The organism is Sulfitobacter sp. PM12 (assembly GCF_045586035.1).
Classification (GTDB): Bacteria; Pseudomonadota; Alphaproteobacteria; order Rhodobacterales; family Rhodobacteraceae; genus Sulfitobacter; species Sulfitobacter pontiacus.
Genome location: NZ_CP151529.1, coordinates 451570 through 473912 on the forward strand (window position 1 = coordinate 451570; position 22343 = coordinate 473912).

Sequence of the window (22343 nt, forward strand, 5' to 3'; positions counted from 1 at the left end):
TTATGACGGAAAATCGAAACTCACTTGCGATCACGTTGATCAGCGAATTGCTGTCGGCTGATCAACGGATGCGCAACCGGCTGACCCGGGCGCTGCCCAAAGGTATGGAGATTTCGCATTTTTCGGTGCTGAACAATCTGGCCTGGCATGACGGCGAAAAGACCCCCGCGCAGCTGGCCGAGACGTTTAATGTCACCCGTGGCGCGATGACGAACACGCTGAATAAACTGGTCTGGGCGGGCTATGTGCATATCCGCCCCGATTGGGACGATGCGCGGCGCAAGATGGTGGCGATCAGCCCCGCAGGGCGCAACGCGCGGGATCATGCGATCCGGCAAATCTCGCCGTTGATCAATGACGTGGCCGATGATCTGGGCGAGGCGCAGGTGCGTGCCACGCTCGATACCCTGCGCGCCCTGCGGCGCCAGCTGGAAGGCTGACGCCGGTTTGGGTCACTCTGGCTTCAGGCTGGCGGTGACGTAGTTCACGCTCAGGTCACGGTCCGACAGACGCCACGACCATGTGATCGGGTTGAACACGAACCCTTTGCGATCCACCGCCGTCAGGCCAGCCTTGTGCAGCAGGTCAAAGAGTTCATCCGGCGTGATGAATTTCGACCATTCATGGGTGCCCTTGGGCAGCCAGCGCATCACGTGCTCTGCCCCGACAATCGCCATCATGAAAGACTTGGGGTTGCGGTTCAGCGTCGAACAGATGTGCAGCCCGCCGGGTTTCAGCAGGGTGCGGCATGCGATCAGATAATCGATGGGAGAGGCGACATGTTCGACCACTTCCATGTTCAGCACCACGTCGAATTGTTCCCCCGCTTCGGCCAGCGCCTCGGCGGTGGTGTGGCGGTAGTCGATCTCGAGCCCCGATTGCTGCGCATGGACCTGCGCGACGGGGATGTTGCCTGATGCGGCATCGGCACCGACCACGGTCGCACCCAAACGCGCCATCGGTTCCGACAGCAGCCCGCCGCCGCAACCGATGTCCAGAATCCGCAGCCCGCGAAACGGTTCGGGCGATTTCAGGTCACGGTCGAACTCTCCGGCGATTTGGGAGGTGATGTAATCCAGACGGCAGGGATTGAGCATATGCAGCGGCTTGAACTTGCCGTTCTCGTCCCACCATTCGGCGGCCATGGCCTGAAACTTTTCGATCTCGGCGGGGTCAACAGTGCTTTGAGGCGCTTGCATTCTGATCTCTCTGTGCTCTTTTGGGTCCAATGACTATATAGGGCTGTAATGGACAAAATCCCGGACCAAAAGCGCGCAGTGCAATATCTTCACCCGCCGATCGATCCCTTCGATCAGCGGATGATGGATGTGGGCGATGGTCATTCGATCTATGTCGAACAATGCGGCAACCCCGATGGCATCCCCGTGGTGGTCCTGCATGGCGGCCCCGGCGGCGGGTGCAGCCCGTCGATGCGGCGCTATTTCGATCCGGCAAAATATCACGTGATCCTGTTTGACCAGCGCGGGTGCGGGCGGTCCAAGCCTTTTGCGTCGGTCCTCAATAACACCACATGGGATCTGGTCGCGGATATCGAACGCATCCGCAAAGCGCTTGGCATCGAGAAATGGATCGCTTTTGGTGGCAGCTGGGGCGCGACGCTGGCGTTGATCTATGCCGAAACCCACCCCGAGAGGGTGCGCAACATCATCCTGCGCGGCGTTTTCATGATGACGCAGGCAGAGCTTGACTGGTTCTATGGCGGCGGCGCCGGCAAGTTCTGGCCCGATCTTTGGGCGCGGTTTACCGGCCTGATCCCCGAAGCCGAGCACGGCGATCTGATCGCGGCCTACCACCGCCGGCTGTTCTGTGGCGACCGCATGACCGAGGTGAAATACGGCAAGGCCTGGGCCGCGTGGGAAAACGCGCTGGCCTCGATCCACGCGTCGGGCGGGTCGTATGAGGGTCCGGGGGAATATTCGCGCACCTTCGCCCGGCTTGAGAATCACTATTTCACCAACGCCGGATTTCTTGAGTTTGACGGCCAGATCCTTGCGCATGTGGACCGCATTGCCCATATCCCCGGCGTGATTGTGCAAGGCCGCTACGATATGATTTGCCCCCCCTCCAGCGCGTATGAACTGGCGCAGGCTTGGCCCAATGCCGAGCTGAAGATGGTGCGCAATGCCGGTCACGCGCTGTCTGAACCCGGCATCAGCGCCGAACTGGTGCGCACGATGGACAGGATTGCCACGCAATGACCCGCTCTTTGATGGATCGCCGTGCTTTATTTGCCTCGGGTGCTGCGGCGGCCTTGTTGGCGGCGACAGGGGTGTCTGCGGCCTCCATGCCCAAAGCGGGCGGGCGGTTGCGTATGGCGCTGTCGGGGGCGGCGCGCAGCGATACTTGGGGGCAGGGCGATGGCCTGTTCATGCAGGTGGCGCGGCAGGGGCTGATCTTTGATACGCTGACCGAAATCGCCGCTGACGGCACCCTGCGCGGAGAGCTGGCAACAGCCTGGCAGGGCAGCGCCGACGGGCGCGTCTGGCTGGTCGATCTGCGCAAGGATGTATTGTTTCACGATCAACGCCCCATGACCGCGCGCGATGTTGTCGCGTCCCTCGCGCTGGACGGTGTGGTAGAGGCGACGGGCCCCCATCAGCTGCGCATCACGATGGATGCGCCCGCGATGGACTTGCCCTTTACGCTGGCGGACCCGCGTCATGTGATCCGCGCCGCCCACGCGATGGACGACGGCATTGGCACCGGCCTGTACCGTCTGCGAAGATTTACGCCGGGTCAGCAGGTTTTGGCCGAACGTGTGGCAGATCACTACAAAGGGCGCAGCGCCGGCTGGTTCGATACGGTTGAACTGGTGTCCATTCCCGCGCAGCAGGTTCGTGCGCAGGCAATGGCTGAATATCTGGTCGAAGCGGCAGACCTGAATGATGGCGAAGCCCTTCAATCCTATGATGATATTGCCTTGCTGCCCCATGCACGCGGGGTGACCCATGCGGTGTCACGCAGCATCGCCATGCCCCTGCGCACCGGCCAGCATCGCCCGCTGGACAACCTGCGCGCCGCCGAACGCTGGTGGCTGGCTTAAGCAGGGCAGGCACACGGGGCTTGCAGTTTCACATATACAGGCGTATATGACGTCTCAACAGCGGCGCATCGGGGTCCACACCTGAGGCTCCACCGATCTTGAACACGGGCCGCGCGCCCGTTTTTTTGTGCCTGCTCGAAACTGCAGGATGATAGTGAGATTATGAACAACGACCTGATTGCAAAAGCAGCCATTGATCGCCGCATGGCCGAGATCATCACACCGGTGATCGAGGATATGGGGTTTGAACTGGTGCGCGTTCGCCTGATGTCGGGCAAGTCGACGACGTTGCAGGTGATGGCAGACCGTCCCGATGGCGGTATCGAGGTGGACGAGCTGGCCCTGATCAGCCAATCCATCAGCGCTGTCATGGATGTCGAGGATCCGATCCTTGATGAATACACCCTTGAAGTGTCGAGCCCCGGCATCGACCGCCCGCTGACGCGGCTCAAGGATTTCGAGATGTTCGAGGGCTATGAAGCCAAGATCGAGACCGGCGAACTGATCGACGGCCGCCGCCGCTTCAAGGGCGAGCTGGCAGGCGTCGAGGATGACGAGGTGCTGATCAACGTCGAGGAAGGCACCATCGGGCTCAAGTTCGATTGGCTGACCGACGCCAAACTGGTTCTGACCGACGATCTGATCAAAGAAATGCTGCGCCAACGCAAAGCGTCCGGTGCGATTGACGAAACCAAATTCGATGACATCGAGACCGAAGGGTCCACCGAGGGAGACGACTAAATGGCCATTACATCTGCCAACCAGCTGGAACTGCTGCAAACCGCCGAGGCTGTGGCCCGCGAAAAGATGATCGACCCCAATCTCGTGGTTGAAGCGATGGAAGAATCGCTCGCTCGGGCGGCGAAGTCGCGCTACGGCGCAGAGATGGACATTCGCGTTTCCATCGACCGCAAGACCGGTCGCGCGACCTTTACCCGTGTGCGTACGGTTGTGGCCGATGACGAGCTTGAGAACTATCAGGCGGAGTTCACGGTAGAGCAGGCCAAACAGTATATGGCGAACCCCGAAGTCGGCCAGGAATTCAGCGAAGAAGTCCCACCGGTTGAAATGGGCCGTATCGCCGCGCAATCCGCCAAGCAGGTGATCTTGCAGAAGGTCCGCGAAGCCGAGCGTGACCGCCAGTACGAAGAATTCAAAGACCGCGCCGGTACTATCATCAACGGTCTGGTCAAGCGCGAGGAATATGGCAACGTTATCGTCGATGTGGGCGCTGGCGAAGCGATCCTGCGTCGCAACGAGAAAATCGGCCGCGAAAGCTATCGCCCGAATGACCGTATCCGCGTGTACATCAAGGATGTGCGTCGCGAACAGCGGGGCCCGCAGATTTTCCTGAGCCGCACCGCGCCCGAATTCATGGCCGAGCTGTTCAAGATGGAAGTGCCGGAGATCTACGACGGCATCATCGAGATCAAGGCCGTTGCCCGCGACCCCGGTTCGCGCGCGAAAATCGCTGTCATCTCTTATGATGGCTCCATCGACCCTGTGGGGGCCTGCGTTGGTATGCGCGGCAGCCGTGTTCAGGCCGTTGTGAACGAGCTTCAGGGCGAAAAGATCGACATTATCCCGTGGAACGAAGACCAGCCGACGTTCCTTGTGAACGCGCTTCAGCCTGCTGAAGTCTCCAAGGTTGTTCTGGACGAGGAAGCCGGCAAAATCGAAGTCGTCGTTCCCGAAGAACAACTGTCGTTGGCGATTGGCCGTCGTGGTCAGAACGTGCGTCTGGCGTCGCAGCTGACCGGTCTGGACATCGACATCATGACCGAAGAGCAAGAGAGCCAGCGCCGTCAGGCAGAGTTCGAACTGCGCACCAAGCTGTTCATGGACAATCTGGATCTGGACGAATTCTTTGCCCAGCTTCTGGTCTCCGAAGGGTTCACCAACCTTGAAGAAGTCGCCTATGTCGAAGTGGACGAGCTGCTGGTCATCGACGGTGTTGACGAAGACACCGCAAGCGAACTGCAAGCCCGCGCCCGTGACGTGATCGAAGCGCAGAACAAAGCGGCGCTTGATGCGGCGCGCGCCTTGGGTGTGGACGACACGCTTATTGAATTCGACGGTCTGACACCCCAAATGATTGAGGCACTGGCCAAAGACGACGTAAAAACGCTCGAAGATTTCGCGACTTGCGCGGATTGGGAGCTGGCCGGCGGCTGGACTACCGTGAATGGCGAACGCACCAAGGATGAAGGGACACTTGAACCTTTCGATCTGTCGCTGGAAGATGCGCAAAAGCTGATCATGACCGCGCGCGTCCTGCTGGGCTGGGTCGATCCTGCCGAGCTTGAAGCGGATGATGTCGACGAAGAGTTCGATGCCGACATCGACACGGACGAGGAGGCCGAGGCCTGATCGCGGGGCCTTGGGGAACGATATGACACGTGGTGGCGTTTCTAAAGACCGGCAAGACGGTCCCGAACGAAAGTGTATCGCCACTGGCGAGGCGCAGCCCAAAAACGGGCTGATCCGCTTTGTCATTGGTCCCGACATGCATGTTTTCCCGGATATCATGGGGAAACTGCCCGGTCGGGGGATGTATGTGTCAGCGGATCGGGCCGCGTTGGAAAAAGCGGCCAAGAAGGGTCTGTTCGCCCGCTCGGCCAAGCAACCTGTCAAGGTTGCGGATGATTTGGTGGATGAAGTTGAAAAGCAACTTGTCCGCCGTGTGGTTGACCTGATTTCGTTGCAACGCAAGGCGGGCAAGGCCGTTGCGGGCTACGAAAAAGTCAAAGGTTGGCTGCAAATGGAAGAAGCCGAAGTGTTGATCCAGGCAGTAGATGGATCGGGCCGCGGCAAATCGAAACTAAGCACGCCGCATTACGGCCATTACATTGGCTGGCTGACGGCAGACGAATTGGGTTTGGCTTTCGGACGCCAAACTGTGATACATGGGGCGCTCGCCTCTGGTGGTCTTACCTCTCGTGTTGTAGAGGAGGCTCAGCGGTTAAAAGGCGTGCGCATAAACGAGGGTGGCAACGGTCACCCGAAAGGATAGACGAGCTTCATGAGCGATAGTGACGGCAAAAAGACATTGGGCCTGCGGGGAGCGTCTTCGCGTCCCGGCAACGTAAAGCAAAGCTTTAGCCACGGGCGGACGAAAAACGTCGTGGTCGAGACCAAGCGCAAGCGCGTTGTGGTGCCCAAACCTGCTGGCGCAAAAGCCGGCGGCGGTAGCAATCCATCGCTCGGGGATCCCTCCAAGCGTCCGGCAGGGATCACCGATTCCGAAATGGAACGCCGGCTTAAGGCGGTTCAGGCTGCCCGCGCCCGCGAGGCGGAAGAAGCCGAAGCACGCGCAGCCGAGGAAAAGGCCCGCGCGGAAGACCGCGAGCGTCGTCGTGCCGAGATCGAGGCGAAAGAAGCCGAAGAGCGCGAGCGCGAGGAAAGCCTGAAGGCGAAAGCCGAAGAGGACGAGCGCCGCAAGAAAGAAGCGGAAGCCGCAGCAGCCGCTGCCGCAGCCCCCGCAGCGGCCCCTGCTGCGCCGCGTTCGCCGAACATCAAATCCGGCGCACCGACCCCCGCGGCCCGCAAGAAAGAAGGCGACCGCGAGGAAACCAACAAGCGCAACAAGGGTGGCGACGATAGCCGTCGTTCCGGCAAGCTGACGCTGAATCAGGCTTTGTCCGGTGGCGAAGGTGGCCGTCAACGGTCCATGGCGCAGATGAAACGCAAGCAGGAACGCCAGCGCCAGAAGGCAATGGGCGGTTCGGTTGAGCGTGAAAAGGTCGTGCGCAACGTCAACCTGCCTCCGGCGATCGTGGTTTCCGAACTGGCGAACCGGATGGCCGAACGCGTTGGCGCTGTCGTCAAAGCATTGATGACAAACGGCATGATGGTCACGCAGAACGAAACCATTGACGCTGACACAGCCGAGCTGATCATCGAGGAATTCGGCCACAAAGTGGTGCGTGTTTCCGACGCTGACGTTGAAGACGTGATCAAGGAAGCCGAAGACGATCCGAAAGATCTGGTCTCGCGTCCTCCGGTCATCACGATCATGGGCCACGTTGACCACGGTAAGACATCGCTGCTTGACGCGATCCGCAAAGCCAAGGTTCAGTCCGGCGAAGCGGGCGGTATCACACAGCACATCGGTGCCTATCAGGTCACAACCGACAATGGTCAGGTTCTGAGCTTCCTCGATACACCGGGCCACGCGGCCTTTACCTCGATGCGGTCGCGCGGTGCGCAGGTCACCGACATCGTCGTTCTGGTGGTCGCGGCGGATGATGCTGTGATGCCTCAGACGATCGAAGCGATTAACCACGCGAAAGCGGCCAAGGTGCCGATGATCGTGGCGATCAACAAGATCGACAAATACGAAGCCAACCCTGACAAAGTCCGTACGGACCTGCTGCAGCACGAGGTCATCGTTGAAAAGATGTCCGGTGAAACACAGGACGTCGAAGTATCGGCCACCACGGGTCAAGGTCTGGACGAACTGCTGGAAGCCATCGCGCTGCAAGCGGAACTGCTGGAACTGAAAGCGAACCCGAACCGCGCCGCGGTCGGTGCCGTGATCGAAGCGCAGCTTGACGTGGGCCGCGGCCCCGTTGCGACTGTTCTTGTTCAGAACGGTACGCTGCGTCAGGGCGACATCTTTGTTGTGGGCGAGCAGTACGGTAAGGTCCGTGCGCTGATCAACGATCAGGGCGAGCGCGTGAAAGAAGCAGGCCCATCCGTGCCGGTAGAGGTGCTTGGCCTTAACGGGACACCGGGTGCGGGCGACGTTCTGAACGTCACCGACACCGAAGCGCAGGCGCGCGAAATTGCGGAATACCGTGAAAAAGCCGCCAAAGACAAACGCGCTGCGGCTGGTGCTGCGACGACGCTGGAACAGCTGATGGCGAACGCCAAGGTGAACGAAACCATTAGCGAGCTGCCTTTGTTGATCAAAGCAGACGTTCAGGGTTCTGCCGAAGCGATCGTTCAAGCGATGGAGAAAATCGGCAACGACGAAGTCCGCGTGCGCGTCCTTCACTCGGGCGTGGGTGCGATTACCGACACCGACGTTGGTCTTGCCGAAGCCTCCAACGCGCCGATCATCGGCTTCAACGTGCGTGCAAACGCATCGGCCCGTGCCTCGGCCAACCAGAAGGGTGTCGAGATCCGGTATTACTCGGTCATCTATGACATGGTTGATGATGTGAAAGCTGCCGCAAGTGGCCTGCTGAGCAACGAGATCCGCGAACACTTCATCGGCTATGCGTCGATCAAAGAGGTGTTCAAAGTGACCGGAGTTGGCAAGGTTGCGGGCTGTCTGGTCACCGAAGGCAAAGCAAGCCGCGCCGCTGGTGTGCGTCTGCTGCGCGACGATGTCGTGATCCACGAAGGCACGCTGAAAACGCTCAAGCGCTTCAAGGACGAAGTTGCCGAAGTACCGTCAGGCCAGGAATGTGGTATGGCGTTCGAGAACTACGAAGACATCCGTCCGGGCGACGTTATCGAAATCTTCACACGCGAAGAAGTCGTACGCACGCTGGACTAAGTTACACTTCGTCCGATATCTGATGATCAGAAGCCCGGTTAAATGTCCGGGCTTCTGTCGTTTCAAAGACCCGGTTATCTTCGTTAAAGCTCAGCCGGTCGACACAGACCTGATCGTCCGAGATTTTCACAAGGTTGAAATCATTCGGCTCTCCGCGCACGCGAGACGACAGGCTGGTCCCCGCATGCAACTGAATCGCCGTGGTACCGCCGGATTCGACGGTAAAATTCTCTGCGTGCCACGTGTGTAGGTGCCCCGACAGGATCAGGTTCGCCCCGCAAGACAGCAGCTTTTCCAGCGCGATTTCGGCACCGGGTATGGGCTTTTTCTTGGTGTGATTGGGATGCTCTAGCGGGTGATGCACCACTAACACGCGGGCTTTGCGCGCGGCGGTGTCATCCATCGCCTTGCAGGCATGCGCGATACGCCCTGCCGTGAGCTTCCCCGTCTGCCACGAAAAGCGATCGACCGAGTTGATACCGATGACGACCATATCGTCGTCTTCATACCGAGGCGTCAGATCGGCGTTGATCCATTTGCGATACCGCCGCCACGGCATGAAAAACCGCTGGAACGGGCGGTCAAGCAAGACATCGTGGTTCCCCGGCACACCCAAGACAGGCGCGTTGATCCGCTGGATAAAGTTATGCGCCTCCTCGAACTGGCTCCGCCGCGCGCGCTGCGTGAAATCGCCCGAGATGGCGACAATATCGGGGTTCAGTTCGTTCACACAAGAGAGCAGCGGTTCCAGCAGGTCGGGGCGATCCTTGCCAAAGTGTAAATCTGAGAGATGCACCAATGTGCTCATCTGACGGCCTCGTTAAATTCGGCAGGAACGATCAGTTGCAGGGCCTCGCGCTGTATGTGCAGTTTGAACGGGCCTTTCATGCGGCTTAGCTCTCCGTCGCGGGCAACGGGGCGTGATTTATGCGGCATCTCAAGCGTGATCTCGTTCCCGCAGTGCATTTGATAGTCGGTTTCACGTTTCGCGACCCCAAGGGCCAGCGCGGCGGCGTGTTTGAACAACCCCCAGCGGTTGGTATCGGGGGCAACCAGCAGCACCATGCCGCCCTTGGCGATACAGTCTTCGCCGCTCAGCCCCATTTGGTTCAGCTGAAAGGCGTTGCTGATCGCAAAGACCAGCGGTGTCCTATGTTTAAAGGATTTGCCATCAATCGTCACCGTCAGCCTGAGCGGCGCGCGGAGTGTTGCCAGCGCTTTGACCACCGACCAATAGGCCGCGACACGGCTGCGGCCCCAGCGGTCATAGATGCCTTCGCGGGTTTTCAGGATGGCGGCATAGGCCCCGATGCTGGCGTTGTTCAGAAACGCGTTGCCATTGATCTTGGCGATGTCCGTGGGGCGCAGGACGCCTTTGGCGATGACATCCACGGCTTCGTCAACGGTTTCGGGCAGGTTCAGCGAACGGGCGAAATAGTTGAAGGTGCCTGCGGGGATAATCCCCATCTGGTTGGGCACATGCGCCAAGCCCGAGGCGACGCCGCTGATCGTTCCGTCGCCGCCTGACGCGACGATGGTGGCATCAGGGTTCGCTTCGGCAGTGGATTGCGCCACCTGCCCCAAATCCGCGCCATTGGGCGAGAATTCAACGAAGCTGACGGGAATGTCGTGGTGTTGAAACCTGTCTGAAATCCGGGACTTGCGCTCTGTCCCGTCTTGGCGGCCGGAGCCCTTGTTCAGAATAACGATAACACGTTGAGGCTTCATGATTGATCCATCCTTGATGACCTAAGCAAACGCTTGGGGCAGGGGGATGGTTCAGATGTTTTGCGTGTGCCTGATCAGTTCCGGCGCTGGATTGGCTTGCCGGTATAGATCGCGTCATCAACTTTAACCGATACGCGGCCGTCGGGCATGTCGCGGACGAAAATACCCTGGACGGATACGGTGGAACCGATGGTGATTGTGCGAAGCATTGCTTCCTCCCAGAAGAACCTGAAGTTGCATCTTTATAAGCGACAATTTGCCTAAGTCTAGCAACAAAAAAGTCAAGGAAGCAGTATTCACGCGCGTAAAGAAACAGCAGCGAGGTCGCGCTGGCCCTAAAGCCAGTCGCGCAGGATCGGAATCAGGGGAATGTCCGCAGGGGGCATCGGATAATCTTTCAGCGCATTGGCACGGACCCATTTCAGGGTCTGCCCCTCGCGCGCCTGCGGTGTGCCATTCCATTTGCGGCAGGCAAACAGCGGCATCAGCAGGTGAAAATCATCGTAGGCATGGCTGGCAAAGGTCAGCGGGGCAAGGCAGGAGGCCCATGTGTCGATGCCGAGTTCTTCTTGCAGCTCGCGGATTAGCGCGGCCTCGGGGGTTTCGCCGGCTTCGACCTTGCCGCCCGGAAACTCCCACAAACCGGCCATGGATTTGCCGGGCGGGCGCTGTGCCAAAAGCACGCGCCCGTCCACGTCGATCAGGGCAACCGCCGAGACAAGGATAACCTTCACGAACGATAGTCCGCGTTGATCTCGATATAGCCGTGGGTAAGGTCACAGGTCCAAACCGTTGCTTTGCCGTCGCCAAGGCCCAGATCAACGCCGATGGTGATGTTCTGGCCCTTCATATGCGCCGCCGCTGCCTCTTCCGAGTAATCGCGGCTGCGCCAGCCGTCTTTGGCCACCTCGATATCGCCAAAGCGGATCGACAGGCGATCCCGATCAGCAGCGGCACCTGATTTACCGACGGCCATTACCACGCGGCCCCAGTTCGGGTCCTCGCCCGCGATGGCGGTCTTGATGAGGGGGGAATTCGCGATGGCCATGCCGTGGGTCTTGGCATCATCATCCGTAGCGGCACCGGTCACGGCGATCTCGACGAATTTGGTCGCCCCTTCGCCATCTTGCACAACCTGATGCGCGAGGTTCAGCATGACGCCGTGCAGCGCTTCCGAGAACGCATCGCTTTCGCTGGCATCCACGCCCGACGCGCCAGTTGCGGCCAGGATCAAACTGTCGGAGGTCGATGTGTCGCTATCCACGGTGATGCAGTTAAAGGTGCTATCGGTATGGGTCGACAGCATCTTTTGCAGCGCCGGTTGGCTGACAACCGCATCGGTGAAGATATATACCAGCATCGTCGCCATATCTGGCGCGATCATGCCCGATCCCTTCGCAATCCCCGCGATAGAGACTGTTTTACCGTCAATCTCGACCTCGGCACGGGCCCCTTTGGGGAAGGTGTCCGTGGTCATGATCGCCTTGGCCGCATCGGAAATGCCCTTGTCGGACAACGCGCCTTTAAGGTCCGCCAGAACAGCCGTGATCCGGTCGTGGGGCAGCGGTTCGCCGATCACACCGGTCGATGAGGTGAAAACACGCGATTGGGGAATGTTGCAGACATCAGCAACCGCAGCGGTAATTGCTTCGACCGCGGTAACGCCGCCCTTGCCGGTGAAGGCATTGGCGTTGCCCGAGTTGACCAGGATCGCGGCACCGGTGTCTGATGTCGCGCCGATCTTGGCCTGACAATCCAGAACCGGCGCGGCGCGGGTGGCAGAGCGCGTAAACGCCCCCGCCACCGTAGAGCCCGGCGCCAATTCGGCCAGCATCACATCGGTGCGGCCTTGATACCGTACCCCCGCCGCGATGGTGGCGAAACGCACACCATCGATGACAGGAAGATCAGGGAAGTGATCGGGTGCCAGCGGGGATACAGCGGTGATTTTGCCCATTTGTTACTCCAGCAGGCCGAGGTTGGTCAGAACCGAAGGGTCGATTGTGTCAGCCGCCGACCGGTCGACATCTGCGGCTTCGGTGGTCTTTTCGATCAGGGTCTGTGCCTTGACCTGACGGACCTGGGTTTCCAGCTCGTCCTTCACGTCTTCGAGCTTGGGCGCTTCTTTCTGGCGCTTGTCGTCCAGTTTGATCACGTGCCAGCCGAACTGGGTTTCAACGGGTTCCGACACAGTGCCGACTTCAAGCTCGGCAACGGCGGTTTCAAACGCGGGCACCATCATGCCGGGCCCGAACCAACCCAAAGTACCGCCCGCAGGACCGGAAGGACCGGTGGACTTTTCTTTCGCCAGCTCGGCAAAATCCGCGCCTTCATCCAGCTCTTTCTTGACGGCTTGGGCTTCTTCTTCTGTTTCTACCAGAATATGCGACGCGCTGAATTCCTCGGTCGGTTCCGCATCGGCGTAGGCTTCGTCATAGGCGGCTTGCAGCTCTTCCTCGGTGACGTCCTGGGCCATTGCTTTCTCGATCACTTCGCCCGCGATCAGCTGGCGACGTTCGTTTTCAAGCGCCATCTCGATCCGCTTTGGCACTTCGCCGTCAAAATCTTGCGACAAAGCGGTTTGCTGCACAAGCTGATCCAGAATGCCTTTGAACAGGACTTCGGGGGGAAGCTGTTGATATTGTTCGGGCAGGGTGGCGCGGGCAATGATCATGCTGCCAATCGTGATGTCGGTGCCATTGACCGTGGCAACCACGGTTTCAGCGGTGACGTCTGTCTGCGCATCCGTGTTTTCGGCAGTGTCGTCCTGCGCAACAGCGGGCAGGGCGAGCGAAGCTGCCACCACGAATGGTGCCAGAAAAGTGAGAGGTTTTTGCATGTATCTGTCCTTGGTTTGGCAGCCACAAGGGGCTGCTACATTGACACGGTTTAGTGCGGCCCTTACATCGCCCTATGGGCGCGGCCTTGGCGCACGTTCAGTCTTGTATCTAGGGGCTGTCCGGCGGCTCGGCAAGCAGATGGACGCCTTGGAACATAACTTCGGCAGGAGATTGCATGCTGGGCATCGGAACACTCGCCAAAAAAGTCTTTGGGACCCCAAACGACCGTAAAATCAAGGCGACCCGCCCGCTGGTTGAAAAGATCAACGCGCTGGAAGAAGAATTCTTGGCTTTGACCGACGACGGTCTGAAGCAAAAAACGGAAGAGCTGCGCAAGCGGGCGATTGACGGCGAAAGCCTTGATGATCTGCTGCCGGAAGCTTTTGCGAACTGCCGTGAAGGCGCACGCCGGACCTTGGGTCTGCGCGCCTTTGACACGCAGTTGATGTCGGCGATTTTCCTGCATCAGGGCAATATCTCGGAGCAGAAAACCGGCGAGGGTAAAACCCTGACCGCGACGCTGGCCGCTTACCTCAATGCGCTGACCGGCAAGGGCGTGCATGTGGTCACGGTGAACGAATACCTCGTGAAACGGGACGCCGACTGGATGGGCAAGGTCTTTGCCTCGCTGGGGCTGACCACGGGCGCTGCGGTGTCCGGCATGACCGAGGAAGACAAACGCGCCGCCTATGATTGCGACGTGACCTACGCCACGAACAACGAGCTGGGCTTTGATTATCTGCGCGATAACATGAAGTCTGAGCTGAGCCAGATTTTCCAGAAACAGCACAACTTTGCCATTGTGGATGAAGTCGATAGTATTCTGATCGACGAGGCGCGGACGCCGCTGATTATCTCTGGCCCGTCGCAAGACCGCTCCGAAATGTATAAAATCGTCGATGATGTGATCCCGCTGCTGCAGGAAAGCCACTACGAGCTGGACGAGAAAACCCGCAACGTGACCTTTACCGACGAAGGGAACGAGTTCCTCGAGCAAGAGCTGCACAGCCGCGGCCTGCTGGAAGAAGGGTTAACGATGTATGACCCCGAAAGCACCACCATCGTGCACCACGTGAACCAAGGTTTGCGGGCGCATAAGCTGTTCCAGCGCGACAAGGATTACATCGTGCGCGACGGCGAGGTGATGCTGATCGACGAATTCACTGGGCGTATGATGTCCGGTCGTCGTCTGTCCGACGGGTTGCATCAGGCGATCGAAGCGAAGGAAGGCTGCCAGATCCAGCCCGAGAACGTGACACTGGCCTCGGTCACCTTCCAGAACTACTTCCGCCTATATGACAAGCTGGCGGGCATGACGGGTACTGCCGAAACCGAAGCCGAAGAATTCGCCGAGATTTACGGGCTGGGTGTTGTCGTGGTCCCGACCAACGTGCCGGTTGCGCGTGTGGACGAAGACGATCAGGTCTATCGTTCGGCGCTGGAAAAATATCAGGCGATGATCGAAAAGGTCAAAGAAGCCAATGCGATAGGCCAGCCGGTTCTGGTGGGTACAACCTCTATCGAGAAATCCGAAATGCTGAGCCAGATGCTGACCGAAGCGGGCATCAAGCATAACGTTCTGAACGCGCGCCAGCACGAGCAGGAAGCGCAGATCGTGGCGGATGCGGGCAAGTTCGGCGCGGTGACCATCGCGACAAACATGGCCGGTCGCGGCACCGACATTCAGCTGGGCGGCAACGTCGAGCTGAAGGTGATTGAAGCGCTGGACGCTGATCCTGATGCCGATCCCGTTGCGGTCCGTGAAAAGATTGAAGCGGAACACGCTGACGAGAAGAAAAAAGTGCTCGACGCAGGGGGGCTGTATGTTCTGGCGTCCGAGCGTCACGAAAGCCGCCGGATCGATAACCAGCTGCGCGGCCGTTCGGGCCGTCAGGGGGACCCCGGCCGGTCGTCCTTCTACCTGTCTCTCGAAGACGATCTGATGCGTATTTTCGGCTCTGAACGGCTTGAGAAAGTGTTGACGACGCTTGGCCTGAAAGAGGGCGAAGCGATTGTGCACCCTTGGGTCAACAAGTCGTTGGAGCGCGCGCAGGCCAAGGTCGAAGGGCGCAACTTTGACATTCGTAAACAGCTGTTGAAGTTCGACGATGTAATGAACGACCAGCGGAAGGTCATCTTTGGCCAGCGCCGCGACATCATGGAAGCTGCCGACCTGCAAGAGATCACCGCCGACATGCGCGAGCAGGTGATCGACGATTTGATCGACCAGTTCATGCCGCCAAAAACATATGCAGATCAGTGGGATACACAAGGTTTCCAGGCCGCGGTTGCGGATCAGCTGAACCTGGATGTGCCCGTTGCAGCATGGTGTGAGGAAGAGGGCGTCGACGATGAGGTCATCCGCGAACGTCTTGTCGAAGCCAGCGAAAACATGATGGCCCAGAAGGCTGAACAGTTCGGCCCCGAGAACATGCGCAACATCGAAAAGCAGGTGTTGTTGCAGGCGATTGACGGCAAGTGGCGTGATCACCTTCTGACGCTAGAACATCTGCGGTCGGTCGTCGGTTTCCGCGGCTATGCGCAGCGTGATCCGTTGAACGAATACAAGAACGAATCCTTCCAACTGTTTGAAAGCATGCTGGACAGCCTGCGGACCGAAGTGACCCAGAAGCTGGGTCAAATCCGTCCAATGACAGAGGAAGAGCAGCAGCAAATCCTGTCGCAAATGCAGGAACGTCAGGCCGCGGCGCAGGTTAACGCCGCGCAGGCGGCGGAAGAGAACAGCGAAGCGCCGGCTTCAACCGCCGCAGCCGCGTCCGGTTCGACCGCTGTGGCGGGGTTCGACGAGAATGATCCAAGCACGTGGGGCACCCCTGCGCGCAATGATGAATGCCCCTGCGGGTCGGGCAAAAAGTTCAAGCATTGCCACGGCAAGCTTGCGTAAATGATCTTCCCCAAGGCTGGTTGCTGGCCTTGGGGGTGCTCCGCACGGTGGGGTAAGATTTAGGTAGGATCGGTAGACCAAGCTGCGCTTTTCACCAAACGGAGAGCGACATGCCAATTACCGACAATTTCAACGACTATACCGCAGGATTGACCGGCCCTATTTGCGGGGCCTTTGATATTGTGCCCGACGATACCGCCAACCTGCCGCAGATCACCCGTGGCTTTATGGTCGGTGGGGCCGGTGATGTCGCGGTGACGCTGAAAAGCGGGGATGCAATCACTCTGCCCGGTTTGATGGCGGGGGTCGTCTATCCGTTTCGCATCTCAAAAGTGCGCGACAGCGGCACCACCGCAACGGGGATCAAAGGGTTGGTCTAGCGCCTTGTCACCGCGTTAACTGTTGTTGCGCCCCGTCAGTATCCGGTGGGGCGCAACAGGACGGGCAGAGTGCGCGCGATGATCTTGAGATCGCCCATAAAGCTTGGCTGGCGGGCATAGCGTTCATCAAGCGAGGCGCGTTCAGCAAACAGCAAGATGCCGCGCCCCGATACCTGCCAAAGCCCTGTGACCCCCGGGCGCACCCGTTGGTAAGCCTGGCGTGCATCACCGTAGCTGTACAGCTCCGCTCGGGTGACGGGGCGCGGCCCGACCAAAGACATATCGCCGCGGAGTACGTTCCAGATCTGGGGCAGTTCATCTAGACCGGTGCGACGCAGGAAATGGCCGCCGGGGATCACGCGCGGATCTTTGGTCAGCTTTTGGTACAACGCCCATTCCAGCGCGCGATCAGGTCGCGCCAATAGAATCGCCGGCAGCGCGGCCTGCGCATCAGGGACCATCGTTCTGATTTTCCAACAGCGGAAAACCTTGCCGGCGCGCCCAATCCTTGGGTGGGCATAAAGACCGCCCTGACCCGTGGATGCCACCAGACAGTATAAAACAATAATCACCGGCAGGATCAGCGGCAGCAACGCGAGGCTGACGGCAAGGTCGAACACCCGTTTCCCGCCACGTCCGTATAACGGTACCCGACGTGCATGGACATCACTGCCCTGCCGTATCCCGATATCGATAAACGCCATCGTCACCTCTTACCCATAGCAACCAAACACCGGCGCATGTGCCGGTGTGTCAGCTAAAGCAGAGGTATCCTAAGGTGTCGTTAAAATCGGGATGCCGTCAGATCAAAGGTAGTTAAACTCGACCTCGCCATTGTTGATCGTCGCGGCGGTGAGCTTGTCCGTCGCGTAGGCCCCGGTGTCGATCGACACCACGCCGCCCTTGATCATCGGGGTGTCGACGATTGTGTGCCCATGTACGACCCAGATGCCGTCACGGCGGCGTTTGCGCCCGAAATCCTCATGCCCCCAAAGCAACGTCCGGCTTTCCTGATCCTTGATAGGGATCAGTGGGTTAGCAGCGGCGTGGACAAAGGCGACATTGCCCGAAACCCAAGAGGTTGGAAGGTTGATCACCCAGTCAAGCAAGGCCTCGCCCATAGCGTCTTGCAGGGCGTCGCGGGCGCGTTCAAGATCGTCACCAGAGGAGGTTTGCGACACGCCCGAGACGCCAAAGCTCGACAAAGTCTGGAGCCCGCCGTACCGGAGCCAGCGCGGACCATTCTCTTTCGGATTGTCGATAAACTTTAGCATCATCTGCTCGTGGTTGCCCATCAGCGTGATGATATCGGGCTGTTCGTGCAGCGCCCGCAGAACCTGCGCGCTTTGTTCGCCGCGGTCGACAAGGTCGCCGACGCAGATCACCTGTGTGCCGTCCGGAGGTTCGGGCAGTCTTTCAAGCAGATCAAAACGCCCGTGAATATCTCCGATCGCAATCACGGGCACATCCGGTGTGATCGGATCGAAATGAGGTTCGGGCTCGGGGTCAGGTTGACGGCGTTTAAACCAACGGTTCAGCATAGGTCTTGGCGTATCCTCTGTGTTGCAAAACTGGCGCAACGAAATGGTAAATCCGTTGATTGGACGGCACACAAAGTGTAGTCCTTCCTAAACTTCTCTACGGTCCCGGTATTCGCAACAATTAATTAATAGGTAGGTTAGCAGATGCAAGGGCGCTCGAGGAAACTAGCTTGTTCGATGCTAGCCGGGGCGTTTTGCGTCACTAGTCTTGCCGAAGGTTCAGCGCAATCTTTATCGACTTACGGCACACCCGGATTGGTTGAAATGCCGACGGCCCGCGTGTTGAAGGACGGCGATCTGGCCTTCACGGCAAGCGCGTTTGGCCCCAACTACCGGTATTCAGCGACGTTCCAGGTCTTGCCGCGTCTCTATGGGACATTCCGGTATTCGCAGATTAAGAATATCAGTACCAATGCGTTCCTTGATGGCGATACCTTCGACCGCAGCTTTGATGTGCATTACCAGATCTGGGATGAAACCGACGTACGCCCTGCTTTCGCCGTGGGGATGCGTGACTTTCTAGGCACTGGTATCCTGAGCAGTGAATATTTTGTGGCCACCAAAAGCTTCGGGTCTAAGTTGGAGGTCACCGGCGGTCTGGGCTGGGGGCGGCTTGCGGGGCGGAACTCATTCTCGAATCCGTTCAGTATTTTGTCAGACCGGTTTGACACACGGACGCGCGACGCCAACAGGGGCGGCCAGCTAGAGACAGGAAACTGGTTCCGCGGGCCGACGTCGGTCTTCGCGGGCGTGCAGTGGAACGTGTCGGACCAGATGACGCTATTCGCCGAATACTCCCCCGATGAATACACGCGGGAATCGGTGAACACGGGCATCGATGTGTCTTCGCCCCTCAACTTGGGGTTGAAGTATCGTTTCAAGAACGGTGTGCACCTCAAGGGGTTTGTCGTCGGGGGGCATGAGGTCGGCGCGCAGCTGAGCTATGTCATCAACCCCAAGAAACCGTCTGTACCCGGCGGGTTGGAGCAGGCCCCGCGCACAATCGGCGCGCGCAACCGGCTGGCGATTGCTGAGTGGAACAACTCTGCTGCCGGGGGTGGGCGTGATGCGGTCGAGACCGTTTTGCAGCGTGTGCTGGCGGAAGACGGGCTGGAGCTACAAGGTTTCACCATGTCGGGCAACCGCGCGACCGTCCGCGTGGAAAACACCCGTTTCGACAACGAGGCCCAAGCGGCAGGGCGCACGGCGCGGGCCATGGCGGTGACGCTGCCCCCCGAAATCGAAGAATTCACGGTCGTGTTTCTGGAGCGCGGCGTGCCGTTGAACCAGATCGTGACGCAAAGATCCGATCTGGAAGAGCTGCAGTTTGATTACGATGGTGCCTGGCGCAGTCTGGCGCGGGCGCGTCTGGAAGACGGGCACGATCAGGGCCGCGAAGGCGAGTTGGCGGATGTCTATCCGGTCTTTGACACGTCGATCGGCCCATATCTCGCCACGTCCTTTTTCGACCCTAACAGCCCGATCAGGGCCGATTTCGGCGTCCAGCTTAAGATGGATTACCGGCCCCGTCCTGGGCTGACCTTTGCGGGTCGTTTCCGCTATCCGCTGGTGGGTAATATCGATAAATCGTTCCGCGTGTCGGATTCCGTGATCGAGCCGGTCCGCTCTAATGCTATACGCTATGCAAAGGAATCTGAGCTTGAGGTGAACAGCCTCACGGCCGAGTATTTGTTCCGGCCAGGGAAAGACCTGTTTGGTCGTGTTTCTGCAGGGTATCTGGAAGGGATGTTTGGCGGGGTGTCGACCGAGGTGCTTTGGTATCCGATGGATAGCCGGCTCGCACTTGGTGCAGAGCTGAACTATGTCAAACAACGTGATTTCGACATGCTGTTCGGGTTTCAGGACTATGACGTCGTGACCGGCCATGCCTCTGCCTATTATGATCTGGGCAATGGGTTCTTCGGGCAGCTGGACGTTGGTCGCTACCTCGCGGGTGACTATGGCGCGACGTTCTCTTTGGATCGTGAATTTAACAACGGGTTCAAGGTTGGTGGGTATTTCACGCTCACGGATGTGTCCTTTGATGATTTTGGTGAAGGGTCTTTCGACAAGGGCCTGCGGTTCGAAGTGCCGCTTTCGTGGCTGACCGGACGCCCGTCGCGGACGAAAGTCCAGCAAACAATCAAGCCGATTACACGCGACGGCGGGGCGCGTCTTGCTGTCGCCAACCGTTTGCACGGGGTCGTGCGCGACTATCGCGGCAAAGAGCTGCGGGACAGCTGGGGGAGATACCTGCGATGATCTTACGTGCGTTGACCCTTGGTCTGTGTCTGGCGGGCCTCACAGCCTGTAGCGCCAGTCAGAACCTTCTGGCGCGTGGTGTTGCCGTTGCTGTGGACGACGATTCAGTCGTGCCCAAAACCTCGCAAGGGTTTCCGCCGCGTTTTGCCGGTCTGGTGCAGGATACCGCTACCCCCGCCTTGCTGCTGACCGTCGAGAACCGTGCACAAACCGGCCGCATGCTGCGCGAGGCGCGTGTGAACGGTGTCGATACATGGCTGAGTTCGGATTTAACGGCGCTGATGCTGGAAGACGGGATGCTGCAAGGGACACGCGGCCTTGGGTCTGAACTCTTCGCTGCTGATGTGTCGGAGCCCAAGGCGCTGATCCTGTCCGGGCGGCGCGGTTATTCAGACCGGTTGCACAGCAATCTGACGGGACTGGATGAGATTTCTACCCGCGCGTATCGCTGTCTGGTGGAGCCGCAGGGCAGCGCGACGCTCGCGCTTGAGATCGGCACCGTGCCGACGCGGGTTGTAACCGAGGATTGTAAAAGTCTGGACCAGTCGTTTCGGAATACGTATTGGGTCAGTGTAAAGAGCGGTGCCATTGTACAGGCGCGGCAATGGGCGGGCGATGAGGTCGGGTATTTGATGACCAAGGCCGCCGCCCGTTAAATTTACCTTAGATTAACTTGTTGGTGAAAGGTTAGCTACAACTAGGTAGGAGTATTTAAGTGCGATACCTATTGGTAGCTGTTTTGGGCCTGTCCCTTGCAAGCTGTGGTACGGTTTACCGAACACCTGAAGTTGTAGAGGGCGTTGCTGGCGGCACCAATGTACGGGTGATGAACCTCACTGCTGAATCCGTCATTCAGGCGAATAGATCCGCCTATGCGCCGCGGAGCCTGCCCGATGTGTTTTCCCGCACCGCAGGCTCTGGCTCGGGGCTGCGTGGAACCGGGGCGCTGCCATCGCCCACACTCGACGTTCAGACCCGCCCTAACGCGCTTGAGCTGCGCTTGCCGCCCGCCGCTGATCCCGGTCCTTACGAGATTGGTATCGGTGATGTGGTGCTGCTGGCCACACCGCGTGCCGCCGGATCGGTTGAACAGTTGACCGGGCTGCTGGCCGCACAAAACGCGCGCCAAGGCTATACGGTGCAGGATGACGGATCGATCAACATTCCCGATGTGGGCCGTGTGCGTATTGCCGGTTTGACCATTGAAGACGCCGAAGCGGCCTTGTTCCAGCGTCTGGTCGAGAACCAGATTGACCCGACTTTCAGCCTCGAGATTTCCGAGTTCAACTCGCGCCGTGTGTCCATCGGGGGTGCCGTGTCGCAGCCGACCGTTGTGCCGGTAACGCTGACGCCGCTCTATCTGGAAGAAGCCTTGGCCGCTGCCGGCGGGATCACGGTCGAGGATCAGGACTACGCCTCGATCCGTTTGTACCGTGATGGTACGCTGTATCAGATCCCGCTGTCACAGCTTTATTCCCGCGCGAGCCTGACCAAGACCCGTCTGCTGCCCGGCGATGCGATCTTTGTTGATACGGAATACGAACTGGCACGTGCGCAGGAATATTTCGCGCAGCAGATTACTTTGGTTCAGGCGCGTCAGGCGGCACGCGCCTCGGCATTGCAAGAGCTTCAGCTTGAGGTGTCCTTGCGCCGTGATAATCTGGACGAAGCCCGTGACAACTACAAAGCACGCCTAGATCTTGGTGCCGATGACCGCGACTATGTCTATCTCGCGGGTGAGGTTGGAACTCAGTCGCGCTTTGCCTTGCCGTACGAGCGTAAGGCAAGTCTGGCAGATGCCTTGTATGATGCGGGTGGTGTAGCGTCGTCGACCGGCGATGTATCGCAGGTCTATGTGTTGCGCGCATCCTCTGACCCGCGCGAACTGGGGGCCATTACCGCGTGGCATCTGGATGCTCGCAACGCCGCGAATTTCGCGCTGGCCCCGCGGTTCGAACTGCGCCCTGATGACATCATCTTTATCGCGCAGCAGCCCGTCACCAAATGGAGCCGCGCTGTTTCGCAGATCCTGCCGCAGATCCTGAGTGTGGGGAACGCGGTCAGCAATTGATCTGACCACCATTGATGACCAAAGGCCGGGCAGAACTGTCCGGCCT

The 22343-nt window shown here is 59.1% G+C and carries 21 protein-coding genes; 12 read left to right on the forward strand and 9 right to left on the reverse strand.

The genetic code is table 11. The features are described 5' to 3' along the window. Nucleotides 1-2 precede the first annotated feature (2 nt). Complete coding sequence (locus AADW22_RS02115) at nucleotides 3-440, forward strand: MarR family winged helix-turn-helix transcriptional regulator (RefSeq protein ID WP_005850847.1); 438 nt, start codon at nucleotides 3-5, stop codon at nucleotides 438-440. A 12-nt stretch (nucleotides 441-452) separates the two neighbouring features. On the opposite strand, the gene ubiG is transcribed toward AADW22_RS02115, so the two are convergent. Next, nucleotides 453-1199, reverse strand: coding sequence for a bifunctional 2-polyprenyl-6-hydroxyphenol methylase/3-demethylubiquinol 3-O-methyltransferase UbiG (ubiG, locus tag AADW22_RS02120; protein WP_348001093.1), 747 nt, complete (start codon nucleotides 1197-1199; stop codon nucleotides 453-455). A gap of 48 nt (nucleotides 1200-1247) precedes the next feature. On the opposite strand from ubiG, the gene pip reads away from it, so the two are divergent. From pip to infB, 6 genes are all read left to right on the forward strand, one after another. Next, nucleotides 1248-2219, forward strand: a complete 972-nt coding sequence (pip, locus tag AADW22_RS02125) for a prolyl aminopeptidase (RefSeq protein WP_304950063.1) — start codon at nucleotides 1248-1250, stop codon at nucleotides 2217-2219. Then, a complete protein-coding gene (locus tag AADW22_RS02130) occupies nucleotides 2216-3064 on the forward strand; it encodes an ABC transporter substrate-binding protein (protein ID WP_009825747.1) in 849 nt (282 codons plus the stop codon). Before pip ends, AADW22_RS02130 begins: the two co-directional genes overlap by 4 nt. Nucleotides 3065-3226: 162 nt before the next feature. Beyond that, entirely contained in the window at nucleotides 3227-3805 is a 579-nt protein-coding gene (rimP, locus tag AADW22_RS02135) for a ribosome maturation factor RimP (RefSeq protein WP_005850854.1), read from the forward strand. Continuing rightward, complete coding sequence (gene nusA / locus AADW22_RS02140; RefSeq protein ID WP_005850855.1) at nucleotides 3806-5434, forward strand: transcription termination factor NusA; 1629 nt, start codon at nucleotides 3806-3808, stop codon at nucleotides 5432-5434. A 22-nt stretch (nucleotides 5435-5456) separates the two neighbouring features. Then, the gene (locus AADW22_RS02145; RefSeq protein ID WP_005850857.1) at nucleotides 5457-6077 is read left to right on the forward strand and encodes an RNA-binding protein; all 621 of its coding nucleotides are present in this window, start codon (nucleotides 5457-5459) and stop codon (nucleotides 6075-6077) included. 9 nt (nucleotides 6078-6086) lie between these two features. Continuing rightward, on the forward strand, nucleotides 6087-8570 hold the full coding sequence (gene infB, locus AADW22_RS02150) for a translation initiation factor IF-2 (protein ID WP_005850858.1): 2484 nt from the start codon (nucleotides 6087-6089) through the stop codon (nucleotides 8568-8570). A 1-nt stretch (nucleotide 8571) separates the two neighbouring features. On the opposite strand, the gene AADW22_RS02155 is transcribed toward infB, so the two are convergent. From AADW22_RS02155 to AADW22_RS02180, 6 genes are all read right to left on the reverse strand, one after another. Beyond that, entirely contained in the window at nucleotides 8572-9378 is an 807-nt protein-coding gene (locus AADW22_RS02155; protein ID WP_132997667.1) for a metallophosphoesterase, read from the reverse strand. Further along, nucleotides 9375-10298 carry a diacylglycerol/lipid kinase family protein gene (locus AADW22_RS02160; RefSeq protein WP_407474153.1) on the reverse strand — a complete coding sequence of 308 codons (924 nt, stop codon included), beginning with the start codon at nucleotides 10296-10298 and terminating at the stop codon, nucleotides 9375-9377. The genes AADW22_RS02155 and AADW22_RS02160 overlap by 4 nt, the downstream gene beginning before the upstream one ends. A gap of 74 nt (nucleotides 10299-10372) precedes the next feature. Continuing rightward, nucleotides 10373-10507 carry a hypothetical protein gene (locus AADW22_RS02165; protein ID WP_005850863.1) on the reverse strand — a complete coding sequence of 45 codons (135 nt, stop codon included), beginning with the start codon at nucleotides 10505-10507 and terminating at the stop codon, nucleotides 10373-10375. 126 nt (nucleotides 10508-10633) lie between these two features. Next, a complete protein-coding gene (gene mutT / locus AADW22_RS02170; protein ID WP_005850865.1) occupies nucleotides 10634-11032 on the reverse strand; it encodes an 8-oxo-dGTP diphosphatase MutT in 399 nt (132 codons plus the stop codon). Beyond that, nucleotides 11029-12255 (reverse strand): bifunctional glutamate N-acetyltransferase/amino-acid acetyltransferase ArgJ, encoded by a 1227-nt coding sequence (argJ, locus tag AADW22_RS02175; protein ID WP_407474154.1) that lies wholly within the window; start codon nucleotides 12253-12255, stop codon nucleotides 11029-11031. The genes mutT and argJ overlap by 4 nt, the downstream gene beginning before the upstream one ends. A 3-nt stretch (nucleotides 12256-12258) precedes the next feature. Then, entirely contained in the window at nucleotides 12259-13137 is an 879-nt protein-coding gene (locus AADW22_RS02180) for a peptidylprolyl isomerase (RefSeq protein WP_407474155.1), read from the reverse strand. A gap of 176 nt (nucleotides 13138-13313) precedes the next feature. On the opposite strand from AADW22_RS02180, the gene secA reads away from it, so the two are divergent. Together secA and AADW22_RS02190 are read left to right on the forward strand one after the other, a co-directional pair. Further along, a complete protein-coding gene (gene secA / locus AADW22_RS02185; protein WP_407474156.1) occupies nucleotides 13314-16043 on the forward strand; it encodes a preprotein translocase subunit SecA in 2730 nt (909 codons plus the stop codon). A 110-nt stretch (nucleotides 16044-16153) separates the two neighbouring features. Continuing rightward, nucleotides 16154-16423: a hypothetical protein gene (locus tag AADW22_RS02190; protein WP_074636708.1), complete on the forward strand. Its 270-nt coding sequence runs from the start codon at nucleotides 16154-16156 to the stop codon at nucleotides 16421-16423. Between the two features lie 35 nt (nucleotides 16424-16458). On the opposite strand, the gene AADW22_RS02195 is transcribed toward AADW22_RS02190, so the two are convergent. Both AADW22_RS02195 and AADW22_RS02200 read right to left on the reverse strand, forming a co-directional pair. Beyond that, nucleotides 16459-17127, reverse strand: a complete 669-nt coding sequence (locus tag AADW22_RS02195; RefSeq protein ID WP_407474157.1) for a sugar transferase — start codon at nucleotides 17125-17127, stop codon at nucleotides 16459-16461. Nucleotides 17128-17229: 102 nt separating this feature from the next. Then, on the reverse strand, nucleotides 17230-17964 hold the full coding sequence (locus tag AADW22_RS02200; RefSeq protein ID WP_286759207.1) for a metallophosphoesterase: 735 nt from the start codon (nucleotides 17962-17964) through the stop codon (nucleotides 17230-17232). Nucleotides 17965-18141: 177 nt separating this feature from the next. On the opposite strand from AADW22_RS02200, the gene AADW22_RS02205 reads away from it, so the two are divergent. From AADW22_RS02205 to AADW22_RS02215, 3 genes are all read left to right on the forward strand, one after another. Next, nucleotides 18142-20226, forward strand: coding sequence for a YjbH domain-containing protein (locus AADW22_RS02205; protein WP_407474158.1), 2085 nt, complete (start codon nucleotides 18142-18144; stop codon nucleotides 20224-20226). Then, a complete protein-coding gene (locus AADW22_RS02210) occupies nucleotides 20223-20882 on the forward strand; it encodes a YjbF family lipoprotein (protein ID WP_407474159.1) in 660 nt (219 codons plus the stop codon). The genes AADW22_RS02205 and AADW22_RS02210 overlap by 4 nt, the downstream gene beginning before the upstream one ends. Nucleotides 20883-21052: 170 nt before the next feature. Continuing rightward, the gene (locus AADW22_RS02215) at nucleotides 21053-22297 is read left to right on the forward strand and encodes a polysaccharide biosynthesis/export family protein (protein ID WP_407474569.1); all 1245 of its coding nucleotides are present in this window, start codon (nucleotides 21053-21055) and stop codon (nucleotides 22295-22297) included. The last annotated feature ends 46 nt before the right edge of the window (nucleotides 22298-22343 follow it).

Bases quoted from the DNA above. Each gene is read 5' to 3' on its own strand.
- AADW22_RS02115 (WP_005850847.1), top strand. From the start codon at position 3: ATGACGGAAAATCGAAACTCACTTGCGATCACGTTGATCAGCGAATTG.
- ubiG (WP_348001093.1), bottom strand. From the start codon at position 1,199: ATGCAAGCGCCTCAAAGCACTGTTGACCCCGCCGAGATCGAAAAGTTT.
- pip (WP_304950063.1), top strand. From the start codon at position 1,248: ATGGACAAAATCCCGGACCAAAAGCGCGCAGTGCAATATCTTCACCCG.
- AADW22_RS02130 (WP_009825747.1), top strand. From the start codon at position 2,216: ATGACCCGCTCTTTGATGGATCGCCGTGCTTTATTTGCCTCGGGTGCT.
- rimP (WP_005850854.1), top strand. From the start codon at position 3,227: ATGAACAACGACCTGATTGCAAAAGCAGCCATTGATCGCCGCATGGCC.
- nusA (WP_005850855.1), top strand. From the start codon at position 3,806: ATGGCCATTACATCTGCCAACCAGCTGGAACTGCTGCAAACCGCCGAG.
- AADW22_RS02145 (WP_005850857.1), top strand. From the start codon at position 5,457: ATGACACGTGGTGGCGTTTCTAAAGACCGGCAAGACGGTCCCGAACGA.
- infB (WP_005850858.1), top strand. From the start codon at position 6,087: ATGAGCGATAGTGACGGCAAAAAGACATTGGGCCTGCGGGGAGCGTCT.
- AADW22_RS02155 (WP_132997667.1), bottom strand. From the start codon at position 9,378: ATGAGCACATTGGTGCATCTCTCAGATTTACACTTTGGCAAGGATCGC.
- AADW22_RS02160 (WP_407474153.1), bottom strand. From the start codon at position 10,298: ATGAAGCCTCAACGTGTTATCGTTATTCTGAACAAGGGCTCCGGCCGC.
- AADW22_RS02165 (WP_005850863.1), bottom strand. From the start codon at position 10,507: ATGCTTCGCACAATCACCATCGGTTCCACCGTATCCGTCCAGGGTATT.
- argJ (WP_407474154.1), bottom strand. From the start codon at position 12,255: ATGGGCAAAATCACCGCTGTATCCCCGCTGGCACCCGATCACTTCCCT.
- AADW22_RS02180 (WP_407474155.1), bottom strand. From the start codon at position 13,137: ATGCAAAAACCTCTCACTTTTCTGGCACCATTCGTGGTGGCAGCTTCG.
- secA (WP_407474156.1), top strand. From the start codon at position 13,314: ATGCTGGGCATCGGAACACTCGCCAAAAAAGTCTTTGGGACCCCAAAC.
- AADW22_RS02190 (WP_074636708.1), top strand. From the start codon at position 16,154: ATGCCAATTACCGACAATTTCAACGACTATACCGCAGGATTGACCGGC.
- AADW22_RS02195 (WP_407474157.1), bottom strand. From the start codon at position 17,127: ATGGCGTTTATCGATATCGGGATACGGCAGGGCAGTGATGTCCATGCA.
- AADW22_RS02200 (WP_286759207.1), bottom strand. From the start codon at position 17,964: ATGCTGAACCGTTGGTTTAAACGCCGTCAACCTGACCCCGAGCCCGAA.
- AADW22_RS02205 (WP_407474158.1), top strand. From the start codon at position 18,142: ATGCTAGCCGGGGCGTTTTGCGTCACTAGTCTTGCCGAAGGTTCAGCG.
- AADW22_RS02210 (WP_407474159.1), top strand. From the start codon at position 20,223: ATGATCTTACGTGCGTTGACCCTTGGTCTGTGTCTGGCGGGCCTCACA.
- AADW22_RS02215 (WP_407474569.1), top strand. From the start codon at position 21,053: ATGAACCTCACTGCTGAATCCGTCATTCAGGCGAATAGATCCGCCTAT.